Below are 21334 nucleotides of genomic sequence, written 5' to 3'. Positions count from 1 at the left end.
TGCCCGAAACATTGGCTGGGTTGCATTTCGTCGTATTCTCCGTGCTTATGCTCGTCCACTTTGCAGCCCTTAACAAAAGTGCATAACACCTTCTAATGGCGGGGTTTCTCTTCAGAATTTTTAATCTTCACTTTTCCTGGATTTTCTTTGCCATAGGATTTCATCTAACTGATATTTCGCCAAAACGACGGAAGGTGAGAAATGCGCGAGCTGGATCGAAACGCTATTTGGGATAGCACTCTAGCGCTGCTGGAGACGATCTCAAAAGATCTGAAGCGAGACACCGAGGGACCACAATCCACCAGGCTACGCAGACTACGTCAAGCGACACCGGGTAAGTCTGTAACGCCCGGTGCGACAGCACGCATCGAGTTCATCGGATGTAATCCGGCAGGAAATCTCACGATTGCATGCAGGGACTCGACCGCCGGTCATTATGGCGCCCAAACGTGGAAACGTAGTCGTGCGCGGCAAAGTGGTCACTGCGTTCTATCTGGTGATCGCATAAGGCGCGGCGATGATATCTACAAACCGTCGACGCGCGGCCATTTCCCCCATAACGCAGATTGGATGATGCTCGCGTCGAAAATTCCCCGCGATCTGCAGCACAAACTCGTTGATGCGTTCGACGCCAACGACTATCGCGTCGTGAGGAATCTTTATCACTGTTCGTCAGTTTCGAAATCCTGATATACGGAATCGGAAATGTTCCGCCGGTTTCCGGCTGAACGAAGTTGACACAGCGGGCGTGGAAAAGCATGGGGGATGTCGGCAAGTTCCACGGTGGCTGACAGTTCAAACAACCTCATATTCGCCACACTTTCCTGCAACGCGCCCGGGAGAAATCACTGGTACGTGTCGAATGCGTCGCGTCACCGTGAGCCTCATCTCTTTTTTCACGCAGCTTCCCTTGGAGCACGCAATGAGCAAATTGACGACCGCTTTCGGCGCACCTGTGCCGGACAACCAGAATATTCAGACAGCCGGGCCGCGCGGCCCGGCACTTCTCCAGGATGTATGGTTCCTGGAGAAGCTTGCGTACTTCGATCGGGAAGTCATTCCGGAGCGTCGCATGCACGCAAAGGGATCGGGCGCTTACGGTACGTTTACCGTGACCCACGATGTAACGGCCTATACGCGTGCGAAGCTGTTCTCAGAGGTCGGCAAGGCTACAGAGATGTTTGCCCGCTTTTCGACTGTCGCGGGTGAACGGGGCGCCGCAGACGCAGAACGGGACATTCGCGGATTCGCGCTGAAGTTCTACACGGAGGAGGGTAACTGGGACCTTGTCGGGAACAACACTCCGGTGTTCTTCCTGAGAGATCCACTGAAATTTCCGGACCTCAATCACGCAATCAAACGCGATCCCCGCACGGGATTGCGTAGCGCCCAAAGCAATTGGGACTTCTGGACGCAACTTCCCGAGGCATTCCACCAGGTCACCATTGTCATGAGCGATCGTGGTATCCCCCGTTCGTTTCGCCACATGCACGGCTTTGGCAGTCACACCTTCAGCCTGATCAACGCGGCCGGTGAGCGTTCGTGGGTCAAATTTCACATGCGTACGCAGCAAGGTATTCAGAATCTGACCGACGCCGAGGCGGTCGCCCTGGTCGGTTCCGATCGCGAAAGTCACCATAGGGATCTGTATGACGCGATCGAGCGCGGCGAGTTTCCGCGTTGGACACTTTACTTCCAGATCATGCCGGAAAAAGAGGCTTCCACGTGCAAGTTCAACCCTTTCGACCTCACCAAAGTCTGGTCGAGGAAGGATTACCCGCTTATTGAGGCAGGCTGTTTCGAGCTTAACCGCAACGCGGAAAACTGGTTTGCAGACGTCGAACAGGCAGCCTTTAATCCTGCAAATATCGTCCCCGGAATCAGCTTTTCGCCCGACAAGATGCTACAAGGTCGGCTCTTTTCGTATGGTGATGCACAGCGCTATCGGCTGACCGTGAATCATCACCAGATTCCTGTCAACGCGCCGAAGGCGACAAGGCACTACAACAGCTATCACCGCGATGGACTCCTGCGTGTCGACGGCAAGCGGGGCGGTTTAACGTCCTACAACCCCAATACAACCGGCGCGTGGCTCGATCAACCTGACTTTAGTGAGCCGCCGTTGCCGCTGGAGGGGGAAGCAGGCCACTGGAATCACCGAGCCGATGAGGACTATTTCAGTCAACCCGGGGAACTGTTTCGCTTGATGTCTGCAGCACAACAGCAGGTGCTTTTTGAAAATACCGCACGCGCGATGCATGGCGTTTCCGCAGCAGTCCGGGAACTCCATATCGAGCACTGCACAAAGGCTGATCCTGCCTATGGCGCGGGTGTCAGGCTCGCCCTGGAAGCGCAGGAGCAGCTTGGGAATACGTCCGTACGCGACGAGACCAACCATCCTCGCTAGCCAAACCTTTCTTTCTGGTCACCTACGTCACCACCCTGGCGGGGAGTGACGTATCTCCTCCATCCGCTTATTGCGGACACTCAACGAGAGCGAACGATGACAATCGAAATTGACGGCGTCAAAATCCCGGATAGTGCACTTGTCAGGAAAGTGACCGAGATCGCGCGGGAAAACACCACCCCGTTACTCTTCAACCACTCGAGCCGGGTTTTCTACTTTGGCGCCCTCGCTGGCGCGAGGCGAAATCTCAAATTCGACCCTGAGCTGCTTTATTGCGGCTGCATGTTTCACGATTTCGGCCTTATGAAACAGTACAGCAGCGCGAACGAGAGGTTTGAAGTCGACGGAGCCAACGCCGCGCGTGATTTCCTCGAACAAGAGGGCATATCGCAGAACGATATCGACACCGTATGGACATCTATTGCCTTGCACACGACGCCCGGTATTCCCCAACACATGCATCCGGTCATTGCACTGGTGACGGCCGGCGTGGAAATGGATGTTCTCGGTCTGAAATATGATCAGTACAGCGATACTGAACGTGACGCAGTCGTAAAGGCACATCCGCGCGGCGACAGTTTCAAGGAAGAGATTATTTCTGCCTTCTACGAGGGAATCAAACACAAGCCTGAGACGACGTTCGGTAACGTTAAGGCTGATGTGATCTCAGATAAAGAACCACATTTCCACGCCGGGAATTTCTGTTGCGTGATTCGTAAATCCATGTGGCCTTCGTGAATTCCATCTTTTGTGACTGTACTCGGGTCGTGGTTGGCATATTCAATCTTCCTTCGCCGAAGCGCACGGCGACGTCGATCTCCCTGTGCCGCAGGTCGGCCGTGAACATCTGCATGGAAAGACGCAGGTATTCGCGACGACCAGATAGCGCGCCTCTCCTTCATGTCGAGGCCCGGGTCCAGTCCTTCATGGTTGCGCCTGTTCGGCGCTGATCGTCGTCACGGGCACCCATTTGCCGTTCTTCACTTGATACAGCGTCGAGGTGGGATGCTTGAGGTCGCCGAATGCGTCAAACTCGATCTTGCCTGTGATCCCGTCGTATTGCGTCGTGCGCAGCGCGGGCATGAACACCTCCGGCTTTGCGGAGTTCGCCTGCTTCATCGCGTTGATCGCCACCCAGGCACAGTCATACGCGAATGGCGCGTAGGTCAGCGTGTGCGCGCCGAACCGCTTCTTGAACTTTTCCGCGAACGCCTTGCCGTGCGGCAGGGAATCGACGGGCCGTCCATATTCCCACGCCATCGCGCCTTCGCCCGCGCTGCCCGCAACGCTGATGAAGATGCTGTCGGCAATGCCGCCGCTGCCCACGAACTGCGCCTTCATGCCAAGCTGCCTCATGCGTTTCGTCAAAAGCGCCGCCTGATTGTCGAGCCCGGCGAAGTAGAGCAGGTCGGCGTTCGCCGTTTTGATATTGGTGAGTTGCGCATTGAATTCGACGGCCTTGTCTTGCGTGTATTCCGACGCGACGATCCGGCCGCCCGCCGCCGAGACGGCTTTTTTGAATTCGTCCGCGGCGCCTTGGCCGAAGGCCGTGCGGTCGTCCATCACGGCAATGCGCTGCGCCTTCGTCACCGTGACGGCGTACTTGCCTGCGCTGCCAGAATTCTGGGCATCGGTGGCGATGACGCGAAACACGTTCTTCAATCCTTGTCGCGTGATGGCGGGATTCGTGGCGGCGGGATCGATGAGTGGAATACCTGCTTGGGCGAAGATCGGCGATGCCGGTAACGCGACCCCGGAGTTGTAATAGCCAACCACGGCCACGACGCCATCGTCGACAAGTTTCTGAGCGACCTGAACGCCCACGCGCGGGTCGCCTTGATCGTCGACTGAATCGAGTTCGAAGCGAACGTCCTGTCCGTCCAGCTTGATATGCTGCGCGTTTGCTTCTTCAACGGCGAGCCGCACGCCGTTTTCGATGTCCTTGCCGTTGGGTGCGCCAAGGCCCGTCAATGGCGCGGATACGCCTATTTTCACGACCTGCTGAGCGAGACTCGCCTCACTGGCCAGTGCCATCGCAAAGGCGATCAGCGCGGCGACACACAACCTGCGTGAGGTAGCGGCGGTATTGGGCATCGTTTTCTCCGTCGAGGCGTCAGGCTTGCGTGCGCGAGACGACTGTGGAGCCGGTATGCGAGACGACCAGCACCGTGCATCCTCGTGTCGACGACGTGCTGTGACACGAGCCCGCCGCATAGCACACCGTCTGGCCCGGAAGAAAATCGGCGCCGTCGTCGTCCGTGAATACGCCTTCGAGAATCACGATCAGTTCAGTCGAGTCGTGCCGGTGCTGCGGCGACCGCGTGCCTGGCTGAAGACGCATCCAGTAGCTGGACCACGCGCCGCCCTCGTCTTGCGCAACGGGGATCCACGAGAAGCCAGCCAGCGTCGTATCGCCGATCTTCATCGGCTGCCAGTCGCGCTCGTCGATCGAGTACCAGCGGCGCGCGCCTTTGACGTTCAGGCCGAAGTACGCCATTTCGACGGATAGTTGTTCGGTCGGCATGTTGTCTCGTTGCGGTGGTGGGGGGGCGCGGCGTGCGCGTCAGTTCGCGGCCATGGCAAGGGCGCGGCTCTGCGGACGCGCAACGCGATAAGCAGCAGGAGATTCGCCGAATTCTTTTCTGAATTCGCGACCGAGGTGCGAGGCGTCGGAAAAGCCGCAAGACGTGGCGATATCCGCGACCGTGCGGTCCGAACTCGTCAGCAGCCACGATGCCATGCGAATGCGGATCTGCCGTCCGTACGCGTGCGGCGACTTGCCTGTCTCCGCGGCGAACAGGCGCTCCAGCTGCCTGGCGGAGAGCTCCAGCCGACGCGCGAGTTCGGCGAGACTCAACGGCTGACCGATGTGCTGCTCCATCAGCAGGATCGCGCGGCGCACCTTTGGATGCGTGGCCGGTTCGAGCCCTGGCGGATGGGGCTGCGGCGTGTTTCCCTTTTGCGCGTCGTCGACCAGCATGATGCGCAGCGCCTTCTGGACGATCGTCGCTTCTACATGGCGTAACAGGATCGCTGCGGCGACGTCAATCGATGCACGGCCGCCCGAACACGTGATGCGCCGGTGGTCGATAACGAACAGCCGGTCTGCAACCAGATTGCGTTCGTCGACGCCCGGAAAGCGCTCGACGAAGTCCCAATAGTGAAACCAGCTCACGCAGATGCGATAGCCGTTCATGACTTCGGCGCGCATCAATGCGAAAACGCCCGTGCAAATGCCCACCAATGTTGCGGGCCCTTTGGCCGCGTCCTGAATGAACCTGAGCGTGGCCTTGCTCGCCGACGGCCCGGAATGCAGCAGTCCGCCGACCACGACGACGTAGTCGAACTCGCCTGCTTCATCGAAGGTCGTCCACGGCGCCACCTGAATGCCGCAACTCGCCCTGACGGGCGCCAGCGATTCGCCAACGATCGTCCACGAACAGCGCACCGGCCGGCTCATATCGCCTTCGTCGCTAGCTAGTCGGAGCAGATCGACGAAACCCGAAAACGCCGTCAACGTGAAGTTCGGCAACAGCACGATGCCAAAGCGTAACGGACGCGCCGTTCCAGCCTTGTTGTGTGTGAGGTCGCTTGGCATGGCGTTGCCTGCGCCGACATTGTGGGACTCGTGGCCGCTCATATCGTCTGCGCCAATACGCTATTTCGTCGTCGCTTCGGCTTCGACGCCGCGCCATTCGCCCATCATCGAGGCGACTTCTTCGCCGAGCCATTCACGGAATTGCAGATACTCGGGCCGCAGTTTGGCGTTCTTGTGCGTGATCAGGTAGTGATGACGGTCGTTGAACTCGAGCGCATCCTGCACGGGCCGCAACAGCCGCCCCTGTTCGACCTGGCGGTGCACGAGGTGATGCCAGCCGAGCAGCGTGCCTTCGCCGGCTTCCGCCTGCGCGACGAGCAGCCGGTAGTCGTTGCTCTCCAGATGGTCGTTCTCGGCCAGCCGGTCCGAGCCGTCGCCCTGCTGGAACCAGTTGCGCCATACGCGCCAGTCCACGTGCTCGCAAACCTGCGCGCGTCCCAGCGGCGACAGGTTCAAGGTCGGATGCGACAGCAGATCCAGGGGCTTCAACTGTCTCGCGTGGAAATGCCGCTCATGAAACGACGGACTGCACACGGGATACACCACGTCGTGAAAGAGCGGCTCGATCTCGTACTCGGGCTCGCGCGGCGGATTCTTCGTGATGATGATGTCCGGTTCCATGAGCTCGTCCAGCTCCATGAAATGCTCGGTGACCATCACATGCAAACGGATGTCCGGGAAACGCCTGCGAAAGCCGGGCAGCCGCAGCGACAGCCACAGCGCCGAAAACGTATGCGACACGCAGATCGTCAGCGCATGCCGCTCGGTGCGGCGCACGGCTTCGGCGGCTTCGGCGATGTTCATGATCGACAGATAGGACGCGTTGTACAGAATGCGCCCCGCGTCCGTCAGCGCGATATGCCTGCCCGTGCGCTCGAACAGGGGGACTTCCAGCGAATCTTCCAGTTCCTTGATCTGGCGGCTGATGGCGGCCTGGGTGACGCACAGCACCTCGGCGGCCTGCGTGAAGCTTTCGTAGCGGGCAGCCGTGACGAAGCAGCGCAATGCGCGCAAAGACGGCATCTGCGCGAGCAGCCGGTCGGCGAACAACTGTTTCTTTTGCATGGCTTTCACCTGTAAAGCGGATGCGCAATGCGGCCGCGATGTGTCGGGTTCTGACTGCCCGCGCTAAATCTAGTGTGCGACTCTTCCCGGCAACTGGCAATGTGCAACCCGAGTGCGCGGGCGCTTTCTTTACGCCTGTGCGGCATCTGATGATTATCCGCCGCCGGTGCGCGCATTGCGCATTCGACGCCGGTCGTCACGCGCGTCCGCTGATTCGCCGCAGCACGCCGTCGAGCGCGTCGCTGTAACACGCGTAGGCGCCGCGGCGCGAAAGCTCGGCGTGCACCTGTTCGTTGATGCCGCCCGGCGTCATGGAGTGCTGCACCATCGCTGCGAACGGCTCGTCGGTGCGCGTCGTATCGTGAACAAGTCCCACACAGTAGCCGGACAGAAATGCACGTGCGTCGGCATAGTCGAGCCCTTGTTGCACAAGCCACGATGCCTGCGTTTCGAGCACCGCGTAGAAGCTCGCCATGGTCGCCGTCACGGCCGATAGAGCATCGAACTTGTCTTCACTGTCCACTTCGACGGCCTGGCCCAGCGGCGCGAAAATCGCGCGGGCGACTTCGTCGGCGGGGCAGATTGCCGTGCTGCCTTTACCCTGCGCCACAGCGGGCAGCGGCACGGCACGCGCGATCTTGCCGCCCGTACGAACAAGGCCGCGCAACTGATCCAGCGAAACACCCGCCATGAAACTGATCACATGATGACGCGCGTCGAATTCCAGTTCGCGCAAAACTTCTGACGCGATTTGCGGCACCACCGCGAGACACACGACATCCGAACGCTGAAGCACTTCCTGATTGCTGGAGCAGACATGAATACGCCCGTCACGCGCGGCTAGCTCAGCAGCTGTTTTCGCGTTGCGTGGCGACAGCGATATCTGTTCAAACGGCACGCCGAATTTCAGCATGCCCGTCACGACTGCCTGTGTGATCGTGCCCGTTCCGATGAATCCTGCTCGCATGGTGTTCCGCGTTGAGTTGTGGAAAAGCCCGGCCTGGGCGGCCGGGTTGGCGTTGCATATTCAACCAGTCTAGTCGAGCTTCAGCCAGGTGGTCTTCAGCTCACAGTACTGGTCGTGCGCGTAGACCGATTTGTCGCGTCCGCCGAAGCCCGATTGCCTGAACCCGCCGAACGGCGTCGACAGATCACCCTCGCCGAAGCAGTTCACCGTAACGGTGCCTGCGCGAATCCGCGCCGCGACCTTGTGCGCGCTGTTCACGTTGTCGGTCCACAAAGAAGCGGCGAGGCCGTAGCAGGTGTCGTTCGCAATACGCACGGCGTGTTCCACGTCCGCATATTCGATGAAGCACACCACCGGGCCGAACACTTCGTCGCGAGCGATGCTCATTTCCGGCGTCACGTTATCGAAGATGGTCGGCTCGACGAACCAGCCACCCGACTCCGCGTGTGTGGCCTTGCCGCCGCACACGAGGCGCGCCCCTTCCGCCTTGGCCTTTTCGATGTGCGCGAGCACCTTCTCAAAGTGCTTCTGCTCGATCAGCGCGCCGAGCTTGACGTCGGGGTCGAGCGGGTCACCCGTCTTCCAGCCTTCGAGTACCGCCAGTACTTTTTCGAGCAGGCTTGCTTTCAGCGAAGCAGGAACCAGGATGCGCGAGCCCGCGCTACAGTTCTCCCCCATGTTCCAGAATGCAGCGGCGACGGCCTGCTCGGCAACGGCATCGAGATTCGCAACGTCGGGCAACACGACTTGCGGATTCTTGCCGCCGCATTCGAGCACCACGCGCTTCAGATTCGTGTCCGCCGAGTAATGCAAGAACCGTTTGCCCGTTTCCGTCGAGCCGGTGAACGCCACAAGATCGACGTCGGCATGGCGGCCCAAGGCCTGCCCCGCGCTTTCGCCAAAGCCCGTCACCACGCTGAACACACCGGCCGGTACACCCGCTTCCTGTGCAAGATCGGCGATACGCAGCGTCGATAGCGAGGTCTGTTCGGCGGGCTTCACGATCACGCTATTGCCGACCGACAGCGCCGGGCCGATCTTCCACGCAAGCATCAGCGCCGGAAAATTCCACGGCAGCACCGCGCCGACAACGCCGATCGGCTCGCGCGTAATCATGCTGACGACACTCGCGCCCGACGGCGACAGGGCATCGTAACGCTTGTCGGTAACTTCCGCATGCCAGCGGATGCAGGCCGCCGACTCGGGAATGTCCAGTCCCATGCATTCGCTGATCGGCTTGCCGGCTTCGAGTGCTTCGAGCAGCGCCAGTTCTTCGGCGTTCTCGTCGATCAGTTGAGCGAGGCGCAGCAGCACCGCCTTGCGCTGCGCAGGCGCGGCCTTCGACCACACGCCGGATTCGAATGCGTCTCGCGCCGCGGTCACAGCGCGGTCGATATCTTTCGCATCGCACCTGGCGATATCGGCGAGAACTTTACCTGTCGAAGGATTCAGCGTCGCGAAGGTCTCATTCGACGCCGCGTTTGCGCGCTCTCCTGCAATAAAGGCTCTGCCGTCGAGCGACAGGGCGTCCGCTTTCTGCTTCCATTCCTGATACATCGTCATGTCCTGTCCTCACAGATTTAAAGCTCGGCTCCCGCCGAAAATTCCTTGACCCAGATGGCCGCCGATACCGCGACATCGGCAATCGGCCGCACGGGCAGCGAACGCGGATGCGGCTGGTTCAGAAGCTGACGCACGAGATCGCTGGACTGACCGAGCGCATATTCGGCAATCAGCTTGCCGGAAGCCGAACCGCGGCTAAGACCCAGACCGTTGCATCCGACTGCTTCGAACACGCCATCGGCCCTGCGCCCGAACAGCGCGCCGTTATTCGCCGACAGGCACAGCGGACCGCCCCACGTGTATTCGAGTTCGACGTCCTTGAGCATCGGAAAGCGCCGGTCGAACGAGCGTTGATGCAGATTCTTCGCTTTCGCCAGATCCCCTTGCGAGACTTCGAGGTTCGGCCGGAACGCGAAGTGATTGCGCACGCAGATGCGGTCGGTGGCCAGACGGCGCACGGTCGAGCCCATCGGGTCGGCGGGAATCAGCGACCATGAACGCGTGCCACCTAGCCGCTTCACTTCGTCGGGGGTCATCACGCGCGTCATCGATGCGAAGGTGTACACAGGCAACAGTCCGTTCGGATGCCCGCCGAAGGTCGCCGCGTACGCATTGGTGCAGAGAATCACGCGTTTCGCGCCAATCTTGCCGCCCGCGAGCGTCAGCACCTTCGTTAGCCCTTGGTCCTCGATGCGCTTCACGGCGCTGAGTTCGAAGACCTGCACATTGGCGGGCAAGGACGCAGCAAGACCGCGCATCAAAGCCGCGGGCTGCACCGTGCTGCATCCTGGCGTGAACAGCGCGCCCTCGTAGAAGTCCGTGCCCGTTACCTTCGTAATGGCGGCTTTGTCCAGCCATTCGAAGGCTTCGTCGATACGCTCCAGGCCTTCGGCAAAATGCGCGAGCGCCGCATGTCCCTTGCGATTGACCGACGCATGAAATTTCCCGTCGTCGCGCCAGTCACATTCGATCTTGTGCTCCTTCACCGCCGAACGCACATAGTCGATACCGTGACGCTGGAGCCGCACGTCCGCCTTATCCGCTTCCACGCTGCGCGAATAGCTCTCGCTGCTGATGTCGTGCGGCAGATCGACGAAAAAGCCGGAATTACGCCCAGCTGTTGTGCGCCCGATGCGATCCGCCTCGACGAGCGCAATCGACGCATCGGGTGCAAGCTCGGCAAGCCGCCGGGCCGCGCACAGGCCCGTAATGCCGCCACCGACCACGACCCAGTCGTAGCGGCGTTCCGACGACACCGCTACGGCAGGCTTGGGCGGCGGCAGGCTTTCCCACCATCCGTTGACGCCGTCGGGAGCGGGAAACCGCGCGAATTCCAGTTTCGAGGCCATGCGGATTTACTGAGCGTTGCGCAACAATGGGCGAACCAGCCTGGCAAACGTGCTGCGTTCTTCTTCATCGAGCGTGCCAAGCGGCGCGCGCGCCGCACCGACGGGCGTGCCCGCCAGTTCGCAGCCGTATCGAACGTACTGGATGAACTTGCCGCTACGCTCCAGCAGTTCCAGCACGGGCAGCAATTGCGCCATCAACTGGCGCCCGGTCGCGAAATCGCCTCGCTTCACGCAGGCGTCGAACAGCGCGGTGTGCGCTTCCGGCAGGAAGTTGGACGCGCCGCCGACCCAGCTCTTTGCGCCCCACGCGAAGAATTCCAGTGCCTGATCATCCATGCCGCAGCTCAGCGTCAGACGATCCTTGAAGTGCGTGGCGAGATGATGCAGATGCGAAACGTCGCCGGTGCTTTCCTTCATCGCGATGAAGTTGGAGCGTTCGAGCAGTTTCGACAGCACCTCGTCGCCGATTGCCGTGCCTGTGCGCGCCGGGAAGTTGTACAGCATCACGGGCATGTCGAGCGCGTCGTCCACCTTCAGCAGATGGGCCAGCAGTTCTTCCTGAGTCGGCTGTGCGTAATACGGAGCGGCGAGCAGCAGCGCGTTCAGGCCCGCACGCTTCGCTTCCTGACCGAGGCGGATCACTTCTTTCGTCGTCGTTGCGTTGATGCCCGCCGTCAGATACGACTTGCCGCCCGCTGCTTCGGCGACCGTGTTGAAAGTCTGCACGCGCTCGTCGAAACTCAGCGCGTAGTATTCGCCCGTCGTGCCGCCAATGCCGAGGCCGCAAACGCGGCCCGCGAGATTCGCGGCGTGCTTGCCGAGCAAAGCGTGATTGATCTCGCCATCGGCCTTGAACGGGGTGACGAGTGGCGTGTGGACTCCCTCGAAGCTCATGTCGGTTCTCTCTTGAGTAATTTCACTTGCGGCGCGCGAAACTGCGTGCCGCTGCGTTCGGTTGAATCAGCGGCGTGGCTTATACAAGCGCTTCCGCATGCGAATAAATCGGGAACTGGTTGCACAGGTCCCGCACGCGGCTGCGTACGGCGCGTTCCACCAGTTCATCGCCGCCAGGCTCCCGTTCCAGTGAAGTCAGCACGTCGAGAATCATCTGGCCGATCTGCTCGAACTGCGCAATGCCGAAGCCGCGCGTCGTGCCTGCCGGCGTGCCGAGGCGAATGCCCGACGTGACCGTCGGGTTTTCCGTGTCGAACGGGATGCCGTTCTTGTTGCAGGTGATGCCCGCGCGCTCCAGCGCTTTCTCCGTCTGCGTTCCCGTCAGACCTTTCGAGCGCAGATCGACAAGCAACAGATGGTTATCCGTACCTCCCGTCACGAGGTTCACGCCGCCCGACTTGAGCACATTGCCGAGCGCCTGCGCGTTGCGCAGCACCTGATCGATATACGCCGTGAATTCAGGGCGCAGTGCTTCGCCGAACGCCACCGCCTTGCCCGCGATCACATGCATCAGCGGGCCGCCCTGCAAGCCGGGAAACACAGCCGAATTGATCTTCTTCGCGATGTCGCCGTTATTGGTGAAGATGAAGCCGCCGCGCGGCCCGCGCAGCGTTTTGTGTGTCGTCGACGTCACGACGTCCGCGTATCGAACCGGGTTCTCGTGCCGTCCTGCCGCGACGATGCCGGCGATGTGCGCCATATCGACCATCAGCAGCGCGCCCACGCTATCGGCGATATCGCGGAATGCGGCAAAGTCCAGCGCGCGCGGATACGCCGAATACCCAGCGATAATCAGCTTCGGCCGATGCTCTTCGGCAAGACGGCGCACCTGGTCATAATCGATGCGATACGTGTCGGGGCTCACGCCGTACTGCACTGCGTTGAACCATTTGCCGGACAGCGAGGGACGCGCACCGTGCGTCAGATGCCCGCCCGCATCGAGCGACATGCCCATGACCGTATCGCCCGGCTTGACGAGCGCGAGCATCACGGCGCCGTTCGCTTGTGCGCCCGAGTGCGGCTGGACGTTGGCGAACCCGGCTTCGAACAGCGCCTTCACGCGGTCGATCGCGAGCGCCTCGATGCGGTCCACATGCTCGCAGCCGCCGTAGTAACGCTTCGACGGATAGCCTTCCGCGTACTTGTTGGTCAGCACGGTGCCTTGCGCTTCCATGACTGCCGCCGAGACGATGTTCTCGGAAGCAATCAGTTCGATCTGCGTTTGCTGGCGGCGCAACTCCAGCGCAATCTCCGATGCGATAACAGGGTCGCGGCTCTGGAGCGGTTCTGCAAAAAAGCGCGAGTTCTCGTTCACGTGGTGACTCCGGGAAAAATCGTGAAGCATGTAGTGCAAGACGGCAAAACCGGTTGATGCCATATGGGAGCCTGTGCGGCTTATTGCTGCAACCAGGCCTTCAGCTTTTCCGGGTGGGCATCGACGAATTTCTTCGCCGCCGTCGCGTAGTCGTTCGTGCTGTTGCCTTCGAATTCAATTGCCTCGACGTCGGCGAGGCTCAGCTTGAAGTGCTTGAAGAACACGTCAGCACGGGGGAATTTTGTTGCGAACTGCTTCGATGCGAAGGCATGTACCTGCTCCTCGCCGCCCAGCGTGCCTTTCGGGTCCTTCAGGTAGCGCATCTGCCATTTCTGGAACAGCCAATGCGGGCTCCAGACCGTTGCGACGATCCATTGCTTCGACTGATAGGCACGCGACACGCCCGCGAGCATGCCGGCCTCGCTTGACGATTGCAGGTTGTAGCCGTTGAGGTCGTACGCCTTGAGAGCCTTTTCAGATGCCTGCATCAGACCGCCGCCGGGCTCGATGCCCTGGATGGTGCCGTTCAGCTTGCTCTTCACGTCCGGCTTTTCGAGGTCGGAAATCGTTGCAACCTGCGACTCGGGAATGTAGGCGGGGACCGCCCAACCGTTCTTGCCGCCCGTATAGATGACGCCGACGTCGTCCATGTCGTTCTTGTACTTCGCGTAGTAGGCGCCATGCGTCACCGGCAACCATCCGCCGACCATGATGTCGAGATCGCCCCGCGCGACGCCCTGATACTGGATGCCGATATCAGCCTGCACGAATTGGACGGGCTGCTTGAGACTGGTCTCGAGCACGTATTTGGCCACGTTGGCGACGGCCAGCACGTCCGCCCAGTTCGTCACCGCCATCTTGATCGGTTCCGCCGCTACAGCGTGGCCAGCGCTTATTGCAACTATCGCCGATGCAGTCAGTTTCGCAACCCATGATTTGATCAGATTGGTCTTCATACAGTACTCCTACGCGATTGTGAAAATGATAGAAAGATGGACGAACCTGGCAATGTGGTGTGCTGTTTTCTTTACTGGGAGATAACGGCGTGAGCTTGCGTCAGGTGCGCGCCGCCGTATTCGTGCCGGGCTTTGGGGCTCGTACGGCGCGCTTCGCCTTCTTTGGCTTCACGCCAAAGCTCTCCGTGAGGCGGTCGAGCACGATGGCAATCAGCACGACGCCCAGCCCGCCCTCGAAGCCGATTCCGATGTCAAGCCGCTGGATGCCGCTCAACACGTACTCGCCAAGCCCGCCTGCGCCGATCATCGATGCGACCACGACCATCGAGAGCGCCATCATGATGGTCTGATTCACCCCAGCCATGATCGACGGCAGCGCATTCGGCAGCTGGATTTTCCAGAGCAGTTGCGAATCGGTGCTGCCGAACGAGCGGCCCGCTTCCAGCAGTTCTTCGCGCACCTGGCGAATGCCCAGCGTGGTGAGGCGTACGACGGGGGGCATCGAGAACACGATAGTTGCGATCACGGCGGGCACCCGGCCCAAACCGAACAGGATGACGGCGGGGATCAGATAGACGAATGCCGGCATCGTCTGCATGAAATCGAGTAGCGAGCGCAGGACCATTTCGACGCGTTTGTTACGCGCCCCCCAGATGCCCAGCGGCACACCAATGACAAGACTGAAGACGGTTGCAGCCATCACCAGCGCCAACGTCGACACCGTCTGCGCCCACAGTCCCATGTACTGGATCGCCAGCAGCGCAAAGCCGACGAAGACCGAGAACACGACGCCCCGCCGCCACAAAGCGAACGCGACGAGAATGATTAGCATCGCGACGAACGGCACGGCAGCGAGTCCGTCTTCAAGCAACTTGATGACTGCGCCCAATGCGGCGGAGAAAGCGTCGAAGCCGCCGCGGAAATGCTGAAAGAGAAAGTTGACAGCGTTTTCCGCAAACTTCCCGATGACTGACGAGTTCATGCTGCTCTCCGTTCCATGACCTGCTTGAGAATCGTCCGGCAGGACACGACGCCCGCGAGCCTGCCGGCTGTGTCGGTGACGGGGACATCGTGTTGCTGGCTCAACGCGATGGCGGCCAGTTGATGCAGATCCGTATCCAGCGGGACAGCGTTCACGTCGCTCACGAACGCTTCCCGGATCGAATGGGAACCCGTCCTGTGCAAAGAGGCCAGCGTCACGCAGCCCTGATATCGACCCGCTTCGTCACACACGTAGCCGCATTCGACGCCGCTGTCGATAAGCTGATTCAGATAGCGCTCCGAAGGTGCGGCGACGGCGCAGGAAATCAGCCGGTGTTCCACTGATGTCATGAGGCTCGATGCCTTCAGGAAGCGCGACACATCGACGTTGCGGAAGAAGTCGCGCACGTAGGCATCGGCGGGCGACTGGATCAGTTCGGCAGGGGTGCCGACCTGGATCAGGCAGCCGTCTTTCATGATGCCTATGCGCCCGCCGATCTTGATCGCTTCTTCGATGTCGTGCGAAATGAACACGATGGTCCGCTGCTCTTCCTTTTGAAGCCGCAGCAGTTCGTTTTGCATTTCAAACCGGATGAGGGGATCGAGCGCCGAAAACGCTTCGTCCATCAGCAGCACGGAAGGATTCACGGCGAGCGCGCGAGCCAGGCCGACGCGCTGCTGCATGCCTCCCGAGAGCTCGCCTGGCAGCAGCCTTTCATACGAACCGAGGCCGACGCGCGTCAGTGCTGCACGCGCGATGTCGTAGCGTTGTGCCTTCTTCAGACCGGCGACTTCCAGACCATACGCGATGTTGTCGAGCACCGTCCGGTTTGGCAGCAGCGCGAACGACTGAAACACCATCGCCATTTTCTTGCGGCGCACTTCGCGCAATTCGTTCGTTGACATGGGCGCGATGTCACGGTCTTCGAGAATAACCTGGCCCGAAGTCGGCTCGATTAGACGGTTGAGCAGGCGCACGAGCGTCGATTTACCGGAACCGGACAGGCCCATAACGACGAAGATCTCGCCTGCCTTGACGCTCAGGCTCACGTTGTTGACGGCGACCATGTTGCCCGTCTGCTCGAAGATCTCGTTTCGGCCGAGGCCTTGACGGACGAGTTCAGCGGCACGCTCGGGCTTCGGGCCGAAGATCTTCGACAGGTTCTTGACCGTGAGGATGTCGGTGCTGGAGATCGCCGCAGGTCTGGCTGCTGCGCAAACATCGTCCGCGCCGATCGCGCCCGGATGGAGCACGCTTTGCGGCGCAAATGTCAGGTTTGGGGTCATTTGTCATCCCAACTGGCGAGTTCAAGGAAATTTCCGTCGTGAGTCGGGTATGGCCCGCGTTTGTGATTGCGCGGAGACACTCGACTGCGAACCCGCATTTGTTCGCACAAATGGCGCCTTTCTTCCGGCTGGCGGAAGGTTGTGCGTCAGTTGGGTGAACATCGCGGTTAATGCATGAAGTGCAGCGTATCAAGCCAATTTGCTTCACCCAGCTACATTTTCTGGGCTCTTTCCCATACCTTTGGTAATGGAAGGTGCTGCGTCTCGGGCGAGCGGCGTCTTTCAGATGGCTTGCCAGGGATGGTCCTGGGGCGGCAAGGAGGGTTGTCGCCGCTGAAGTAGGGCGTGGGCGCAAATCGCGCATGCCGCCGCCAATACAGCCGCACGCGTACGCCCATCCTTGAGTATTCGCGGGCCCTGTCCCACGCCTTGGAGGATGGCTGAACGCGGCATTGAGGTCGATCATTCAACCGTGGATCGATTGGCAGCCGACTCCGGGTACGTTGCGTCTCGCCCGAACCGCAGAGCGCGCGCTCAGTGTCGCGAATGCCTCGACGCGCCTTGTGCAAGCCATGAAACGATTTTGTCGACCATCGGATGGTGGCGCCCGGTATTCCATACCAAAGCAGCGGTGACAACCATGACCTTCTCTTTCAGAGGCCGCACTACCACGTTCTCCGGGGCCAACTTCCGCATCGTTGCAGGTACCAGCGCTACACCTTGTCCGCATCCGACGTATGCGATCTGCGAGGTGACCGAGCGGACCTCGTGAGTGACGCGTGGAGTGAACCCATGTGAACGGCATACCGACGTAAGCAAGTCGAAGTACACAGGGCTGACCTGCCGCGATGACATCACAAGCTGCTCATTCGAAAGCGATTTCAGTCGAACCCTGGACTGCGCAGCTAGCGGATGATCCTTCGGAAGCGCTACTGCCAACCTGTCTTCGGCAAGCGGCAGCGTGGCGATGCCGTTGCCAGGTTCCCCATCGACGCGGACAAATGCCAGATCGATCTCACCTGCTTCCAGCGCTGGAATAGCATCGACGCTATCAATTTCGCGCACGAATACCGTCAGTTGGGGGTGCTCACGTTTAAGCGCTTCCAGCAGGGGCGGGACCGTCTCCAGCATGGCAGAAGTGATAGCGCCAACATGCAAGACACCAGACTGACCGGCAGCCACTTCGCGCACTACGTGTTCCAGTCGTTCCACCTGATCTGCGAATTGCCGAACGGCGGGCAATATCGCCGCCCCCGCTGGGCTGAGCTGCGTGCCTTGCCGGGACCGATAAAAGAGCTGCAGTTTGAGCGACTGTTCAAGAACCTTGATTTGCTCCGTGAGCGGCGGCTGCGACATATTCAACCGCTTCGCCGCCCGTCCGTAATGCTGCTCCTCCGCGACGGCGAGAAACATCCATAACTGCCTTATCAGCCTGAAATCGATCGTATTGTTCATGTGAATCGGTCCTATTGCAGAGAGCGGGAGAGCGCGACGGACTTTTCATTGTGCCTGATCCGGAAATAGTATCAGCCAGATACTGAATACGAAATTTACATATCAAAAGGATGGGGCGAGGATTGCCGCACTCTCCGCTCTTTTCCATGGAAATACCCGTTATGAGCCCGTCCCTCATTCTTGATCGCCTCGCGGCGCTGGACACAAACACGGTTTCCGACGCGCTTGACTTTCTCGGTCTGCCCGGTGCGACCTATGGACTGCGTCCGTTGTGGGATTGCCCGAAGATCGTCGGTCGGGCGAGCACTATCCAGCTCGGGCCGAAGGCCGATGCGAAACCGGCCGTGCATTTGATTTCACCCGTCATCGACGCGGTGACCACGGACGATCGTGTCCTGGTCATCGCCGGTGGAGCGCAGGGTATCTCGTGCTGGGGCGACATCCTCGCCAACGCCGCCACCGCAAAGCAGGTCCGCGGATCGGTCATCGACGGCTTGAGCCGTGATATCGAAGGCAGTGAGTCAATTGGTTATCCCGTCTTTGGGCGCGGCGTGACGATGATCAGCGCGCGCAACCGTGTTATCCAGATCGACTCAGGAAAGCCCGTACAGATGGCGGGCGTGACCGTAAGCGAAGACGACTACGTGATCGCCGATCGCTGCGGCACGGTGTTCGTGCCGGCCGCTCGTATCGAGGACGTGGTGGATCTCGGCGAGCGTATTGCGCACCGCCAGGATGGCATGGTGGCGGCCGTGCGAGCCGGTCGCCCGGTTGCAGAGGTCATGCACGACAAGGAATTCGAAGCGATCGCAGTTCGCTGATCCGACATCATTTTGTGGAGTTTTCATATGACTAACCTGAAGAAGGCTGGTGCTGAAGATCAGGAACTGGTCGCGCTGTTCGCCGGACTGGATACCCCGGGCATTTCCGATGCGATGGACAAGCTCGGTTTGCATGGTCAGGCGCTCGGCATCGTGCCGCTCGCGAATTACGCGAATGTAGTGGTGGGTCCTGCCTTCACCGTCAAATATGTACCGGCCAGCAATCCCCCCAGCACGGTCGGCGACTTTATCGACGATGTCGCGCAAGGCGACGTCATCGTGCTCGACAACGACGGCCGCACCGACTGCACTGTGTGGGGAGACATCATGACGCAGTACGCGGGGCTGCGCGGCATCGCCGGCACGGTAATCGATGGCGTGTGTCGCGACGTCAACAAGGCGCTCGGCGACAACTATCCGCTGTTCACGGCGGGTCGCTTCATGCGCACCGGCAAGGACCGCGTGCAGGTCGAGTCGGTCAACACGACGGTTGGGATCGGCACCGCGCGCGTTGCATCACGCGACATCGTGGTGGCGGATGCGAATGGCGTTGTCGTTGTGCCGCGTGGCCGCGCACGCGAAGTCGCACAGATCGCCCGCCAGATCGAGGAAGTCGAGTCGCGCATCCGCGAACAGATCGCCCAGGGCAAGTCCCTCGGTGATGCGCGTGCGGCACTCGGTTATCACACGCTGCAATCCAAAGGCTGAATCATGACTATCGCTCAATCCTACGCTCAGCCCCTGCTGGAACAAGCGCTCAGACTGGGCACGTCCACGCTCTATGAAGCGTCGGGTGTTGCCACCAGCGCCGTCGACTCCGCCATCCGCACGGTATGGTCGGGTGCGTCGGTTGCCGGTGCGGCGTATCCGCTCGAATGCTCGCCTGGCGACAACCTCTCGATCCATATCGCAATGGAGAGGGTGCCGCGCGGCAGCGTGCTCGTGATATCGACCGGCGGCTTCGTTGCGGGCTATTGGGGCGAGGTGCTGACGGTGGCCGCGGAAGCAGCCGGCGTCGTGGGTCTGGTCATCGATGGCGGTGTGCGTGACATCGCGGCACTCACGGCGCGCCGCTTCCCGGTGTTCACTCGCGGCATCTGTATGCGCGGCACCATCAAGGCGAGTTCGCCGTCGGTCGGTCAGACGATCAACTTCGCGGGAACGCCCGTCGCTGCCGGCGATCTCGTTGTCGCGGATGATGACGGCGTCCTCGTGATTCCTGCTGCACACGTCGGCGAGACCATGGCGCAGGGGCAGGCACGTGCCGACAAGGAAGCGAAGATGATGGACGCGCTACGTGAAGGCCGCAGCACGCTGGAGTTGATGGGTCTCACGAACTGGAGGGAGCCACAATGAACGCGTCGGCTGAAGGTCTGAACCGCTTCCTTGCCGCCGCACGCCCGTCGGCAACCTACAAAGTTATGGATCGCGTCGCGGCACGGCGCGCGAGCGGCTCCGCCGTTATCTCGTTGAGCGCCGGCGAGCCGGATTTCAACACGCCCGGGCATGTTTGCGACGCGGGCATTGCCGCTATCTGCGCGGGCCATACGCGCTACACACAGGTGGCGGGGCTACGCGCGCTGCGCGAAGCGATCGCCGCGAAGTTCCAGCGCGAAAACGGCCTCGACGTTGATTGGCGCGACACGCTTGTCTGCAGCGGCGGAAAGCAGGTGATCTTCAACGCGCTGGCCGCGACGCTCAACGAAGGCGACGAGGTAATCGTGCCGGCGCCGTACTGGGTGAGCTATCCCGAAGTCGTTCAATTGTGCGGCGCGCAGTCAGTGATCGTCTCGTGCGACGCTGGTAGCGGCTTCAAGCTCACAGCCGATGCATTGCAAGCCGCGATAACGCCACGCACGCGCTGGCTCATCCTGAACTCGCCGTCGAACCCGACCGGCGCGGTATACAGCCGCGCGGAACTGCAGGCGCTGGCCGAAGTGCTGCTCGCGCATCCGCAGGTGCTGGTACTGTCCGATGACATTTACGAGCATCTGATTTTCGACAACCTGGAATTTTTCACGATCGCCCAGGTCGAGCCCCGATTGCGCGGCCGTGTGCTCACGATGAACGGTGTGTCGAAGGCTTACGCGATGACGGGCTGGCGCATTGGCTTTGGCGCCGGTCCCGGCTGGCTGGTAGAAGCGATGGAGAAACTGCAGGGTCAGCAGACGTCAGGCGCATCGACGATTTCGCAATACGCGGCTTTGGCCGCCCTGACTGGGCCGCGGGACTTCATCGAGCATTCGCGCGAGGCGTTCCAGCGCCGTCGCGATTTGCTCGTCCAGCAGATCAACCAGGCGCCTGGTCTGCACTGTGCAGTGCCGCAAGGCGCGTTCTACGTGTTTGCATCGTGCGAAGACCTGCTCGGCAAGACCACGCCGTCGGGTGTGCGTCTCGATAGCGACGAAGCCGTAGTCAACGCGTTGCTCGACGAGAAGGGCGTTGCGACTGTGCACGGGAGCGCATTCGGGCTCGGGCCTTACATCCGCATCGCGTATGCGCTCGATGACGAGTCGCTGTTGCGCGCTTGTGCAGCAATTCAAGACTTCTGCCGGACGCTGACAAACTAACGCGTCGCAAAAGTGGCCGGCCTCGACGGTTCATATGTCGTCGTGG

20 protein-coding genes are annotated in these 21334 nt (G+C 60.7%); 7 read left to right on the top strand and 13 right to left on the bottom strand.

From position 1 onward, the window contains the following. Window positions 1-201 precede the first annotated feature (201 nt). The 3 genes from F4827_RS23620 to F4827_RS23610 all read left to right on the top strand — a co-directional run bounded on the left by F4827_RS23620 (window position 202) and on the right by F4827_RS23610 (window position 3145). Window positions 202-690: a DUF3331 domain-containing protein gene (locus F4827_RS23620; RefSeq protein WP_183727292.1), complete on the top strand. Its 489-nt coding sequence runs from the start codon at window positions 202-204 to the stop codon at window positions 688-690. A 232-nt stretch (window positions 691-922) separates the two neighbouring features. Beyond that, window positions 923-2407 carry a catalase gene (locus F4827_RS23615; protein ID WP_183727295.1) on the top strand — a complete coding sequence of 495 codons (1485 nt, stop codon included), beginning with the start codon at window positions 923-925 and terminating at the stop codon, window positions 2405-2407. A 96-nt stretch (window positions 2408-2503) separates the two neighbouring features. Further along, on the top strand, window positions 2504-3145 hold the full coding sequence (locus F4827_RS23610) for an HD domain-containing protein (RefSeq protein WP_183727297.1): 642 nt from the start codon (window positions 2504-2506) through the stop codon (window positions 3143-3145). Window positions 3146-3331: 186 nt separating this feature from the next. On the opposite strand, the gene F4827_RS23605 is transcribed toward F4827_RS23610, so the two are convergent. From F4827_RS23605 to F4827_RS23545, 13 genes are all read right to left on the bottom strand, one after another. Continuing rightward, complete coding sequence (locus F4827_RS23605) at window positions 3332-4501, bottom strand: branched-chain amino acid ABC transporter substrate-binding protein (RefSeq protein WP_183727299.1); 1170 nt, start codon at window positions 4499-4501, stop codon at window positions 3332-3334. Window positions 4502-4520: 19 nt separating this feature from the next. Continuing rightward, complete coding sequence (locus F4827_RS23600) at window positions 4521-4931, bottom strand: cupin domain-containing protein (protein WP_183727301.1); 411 nt, start codon at window positions 4929-4931, stop codon at window positions 4521-4523. A 39-nt stretch (window positions 4932-4970) separates the two neighbouring features. Continuing rightward, entirely contained in the window at window positions 4971-6005 is a 1035-nt protein-coding gene (locus F4827_RS23595; RefSeq protein WP_183727303.1) for a GlxA family transcriptional regulator, read from the bottom strand. Between the two features lie 60 nt (window positions 6006-6065). Next, on the bottom strand, window positions 6066-7070 hold the full coding sequence (locus F4827_RS23590) for a LysR substrate-binding domain-containing protein (protein WP_183727305.1): 1005 nt from the start codon (window positions 7068-7070) through the stop codon (window positions 6066-6068). A gap of 196 nt (window positions 7071-7266) precedes the next feature. Continuing rightward, a complete protein-coding gene (locus tag F4827_RS23585; RefSeq protein WP_183727307.1) occupies window positions 7267-8037 on the bottom strand; it encodes a pyrroline-5-carboxylate reductase in 771 nt (256 codons plus the stop codon). Window positions 8038-8106: 69 nt separating this feature from the next. Beyond that, complete coding sequence (locus tag F4827_RS23580) at window positions 8107-9600, bottom strand: aldehyde dehydrogenase (RefSeq protein WP_183727310.1); 1494 nt, start codon at window positions 9598-9600, stop codon at window positions 8107-8109. Window positions 9601-9617: 17 nt separating this feature from the next. Beyond that, complete coding sequence (locus F4827_RS23575; protein WP_183727312.1) at window positions 9618-10949, bottom strand: FAD-binding oxidoreductase; 1332 nt, start codon at window positions 10947-10949, stop codon at window positions 9618-9620. A 6-nt stretch (window positions 10950-10955) separates the two neighbouring features. Then, window positions 10956-11843: a dihydrodipicolinate synthase family protein gene (locus F4827_RS23570; protein ID WP_183727314.1), complete on the bottom strand. Its 888-nt coding sequence runs from the start codon at window positions 11841-11843 to the stop codon at window positions 10956-10958. A 79-nt stretch (window positions 11844-11922) separates the two neighbouring features. After that, a complete protein-coding gene (gene glyA, locus F4827_RS23565; protein WP_183727315.1) occupies window positions 11923-13218 on the bottom strand; it encodes a serine hydroxymethyltransferase in 1296 nt (431 codons plus the stop codon). An 80-nt stretch (window positions 13219-13298) separates the two neighbouring features. Beyond that, entirely contained in the window at window positions 13299-14174 is an 876-nt protein-coding gene (locus F4827_RS23560; protein ID WP_183727317.1) for a glycine betaine ABC transporter substrate-binding protein, read from the bottom strand. A gap of 100 nt (window positions 14175-14274) precedes the next feature. Beyond that, complete coding sequence (locus F4827_RS23555) at window positions 14275-15156, bottom strand: proline/glycine betaine ABC transporter permease (protein WP_183727319.1); 882 nt, start codon at window positions 15154-15156, stop codon at window positions 14275-14277. Further along, window positions 15153-16442: a glycine betaine/L-proline ABC transporter ATP-binding protein gene (locus F4827_RS23550; RefSeq protein WP_183727321.1), complete on the bottom strand. Its 1290-nt coding sequence runs from the start codon at window positions 16440-16442 to the stop codon at window positions 15153-15155. The genes F4827_RS23555 and F4827_RS23550 overlap by 4 nt, the downstream gene beginning before the upstream one ends. Before the next feature lie 534 nt (window positions 16443-16976). After that, window positions 16977-17897: a LysR substrate-binding domain-containing protein gene (locus F4827_RS23545; RefSeq protein WP_183727323.1), complete on the bottom strand. Its 921-nt coding sequence runs from the start codon at window positions 17895-17897 to the stop codon at window positions 16977-16979. A gap of 161 nt (window positions 17898-18058) precedes the next feature. Here F4827_RS23545 and F4827_RS23540 point away from each other — a divergent pair, with 161 nt between their 5' ends. The 4 genes from F4827_RS23540 to F4827_RS23525 are packed head-to-tail and all read left to right on the top strand — an operon-like array spanning window position 18059 to window position 21288. Next, a complete protein-coding gene (locus tag F4827_RS23540) occupies window positions 18059-18718 on the top strand; it encodes an RraA family protein (RefSeq protein WP_183727325.1) in 660 nt (219 codons plus the stop codon). Between the two features lie 27 nt (window positions 18719-18745). Further along, a complete protein-coding gene (locus F4827_RS23535; protein WP_183727327.1) occupies window positions 18746-19426 on the top strand; it encodes an RraA family protein in 681 nt (226 codons plus the stop codon). Between the two features lie 3 nt (window positions 19427-19429). Next, a complete protein-coding gene (locus F4827_RS23530; RefSeq protein ID WP_183727329.1) occupies window positions 19430-20074 on the top strand; it encodes an RraA family protein in 645 nt (214 codons plus the stop codon). Then, window positions 20071-21288, top strand: a complete 1218-nt coding sequence (locus F4827_RS23525) for a pyridoxal phosphate-dependent aminotransferase (protein ID WP_183727331.1) — start codon at window positions 20071-20073, stop codon at window positions 21286-21288. Before F4827_RS23530 ends, F4827_RS23525 begins: the two co-directional genes overlap by 4 nt. Window positions 21289-21334 lie beyond the last annotated feature (46 nt).

The organism is Paraburkholderia bannensis, from assembly GCF_014200455.1.
In the GTDB taxonomy this organism is placed as follows: domain Bacteria; phylum Pseudomonadota; class Gammaproteobacteria; order Burkholderiales; family Burkholderiaceae; genus Paraburkholderia; species Paraburkholderia bannensis_A.
Note: the sequence above shows the minus strand (reverse complement) of the source record. Positions and strands in the feature narration are given on the sequence as shown.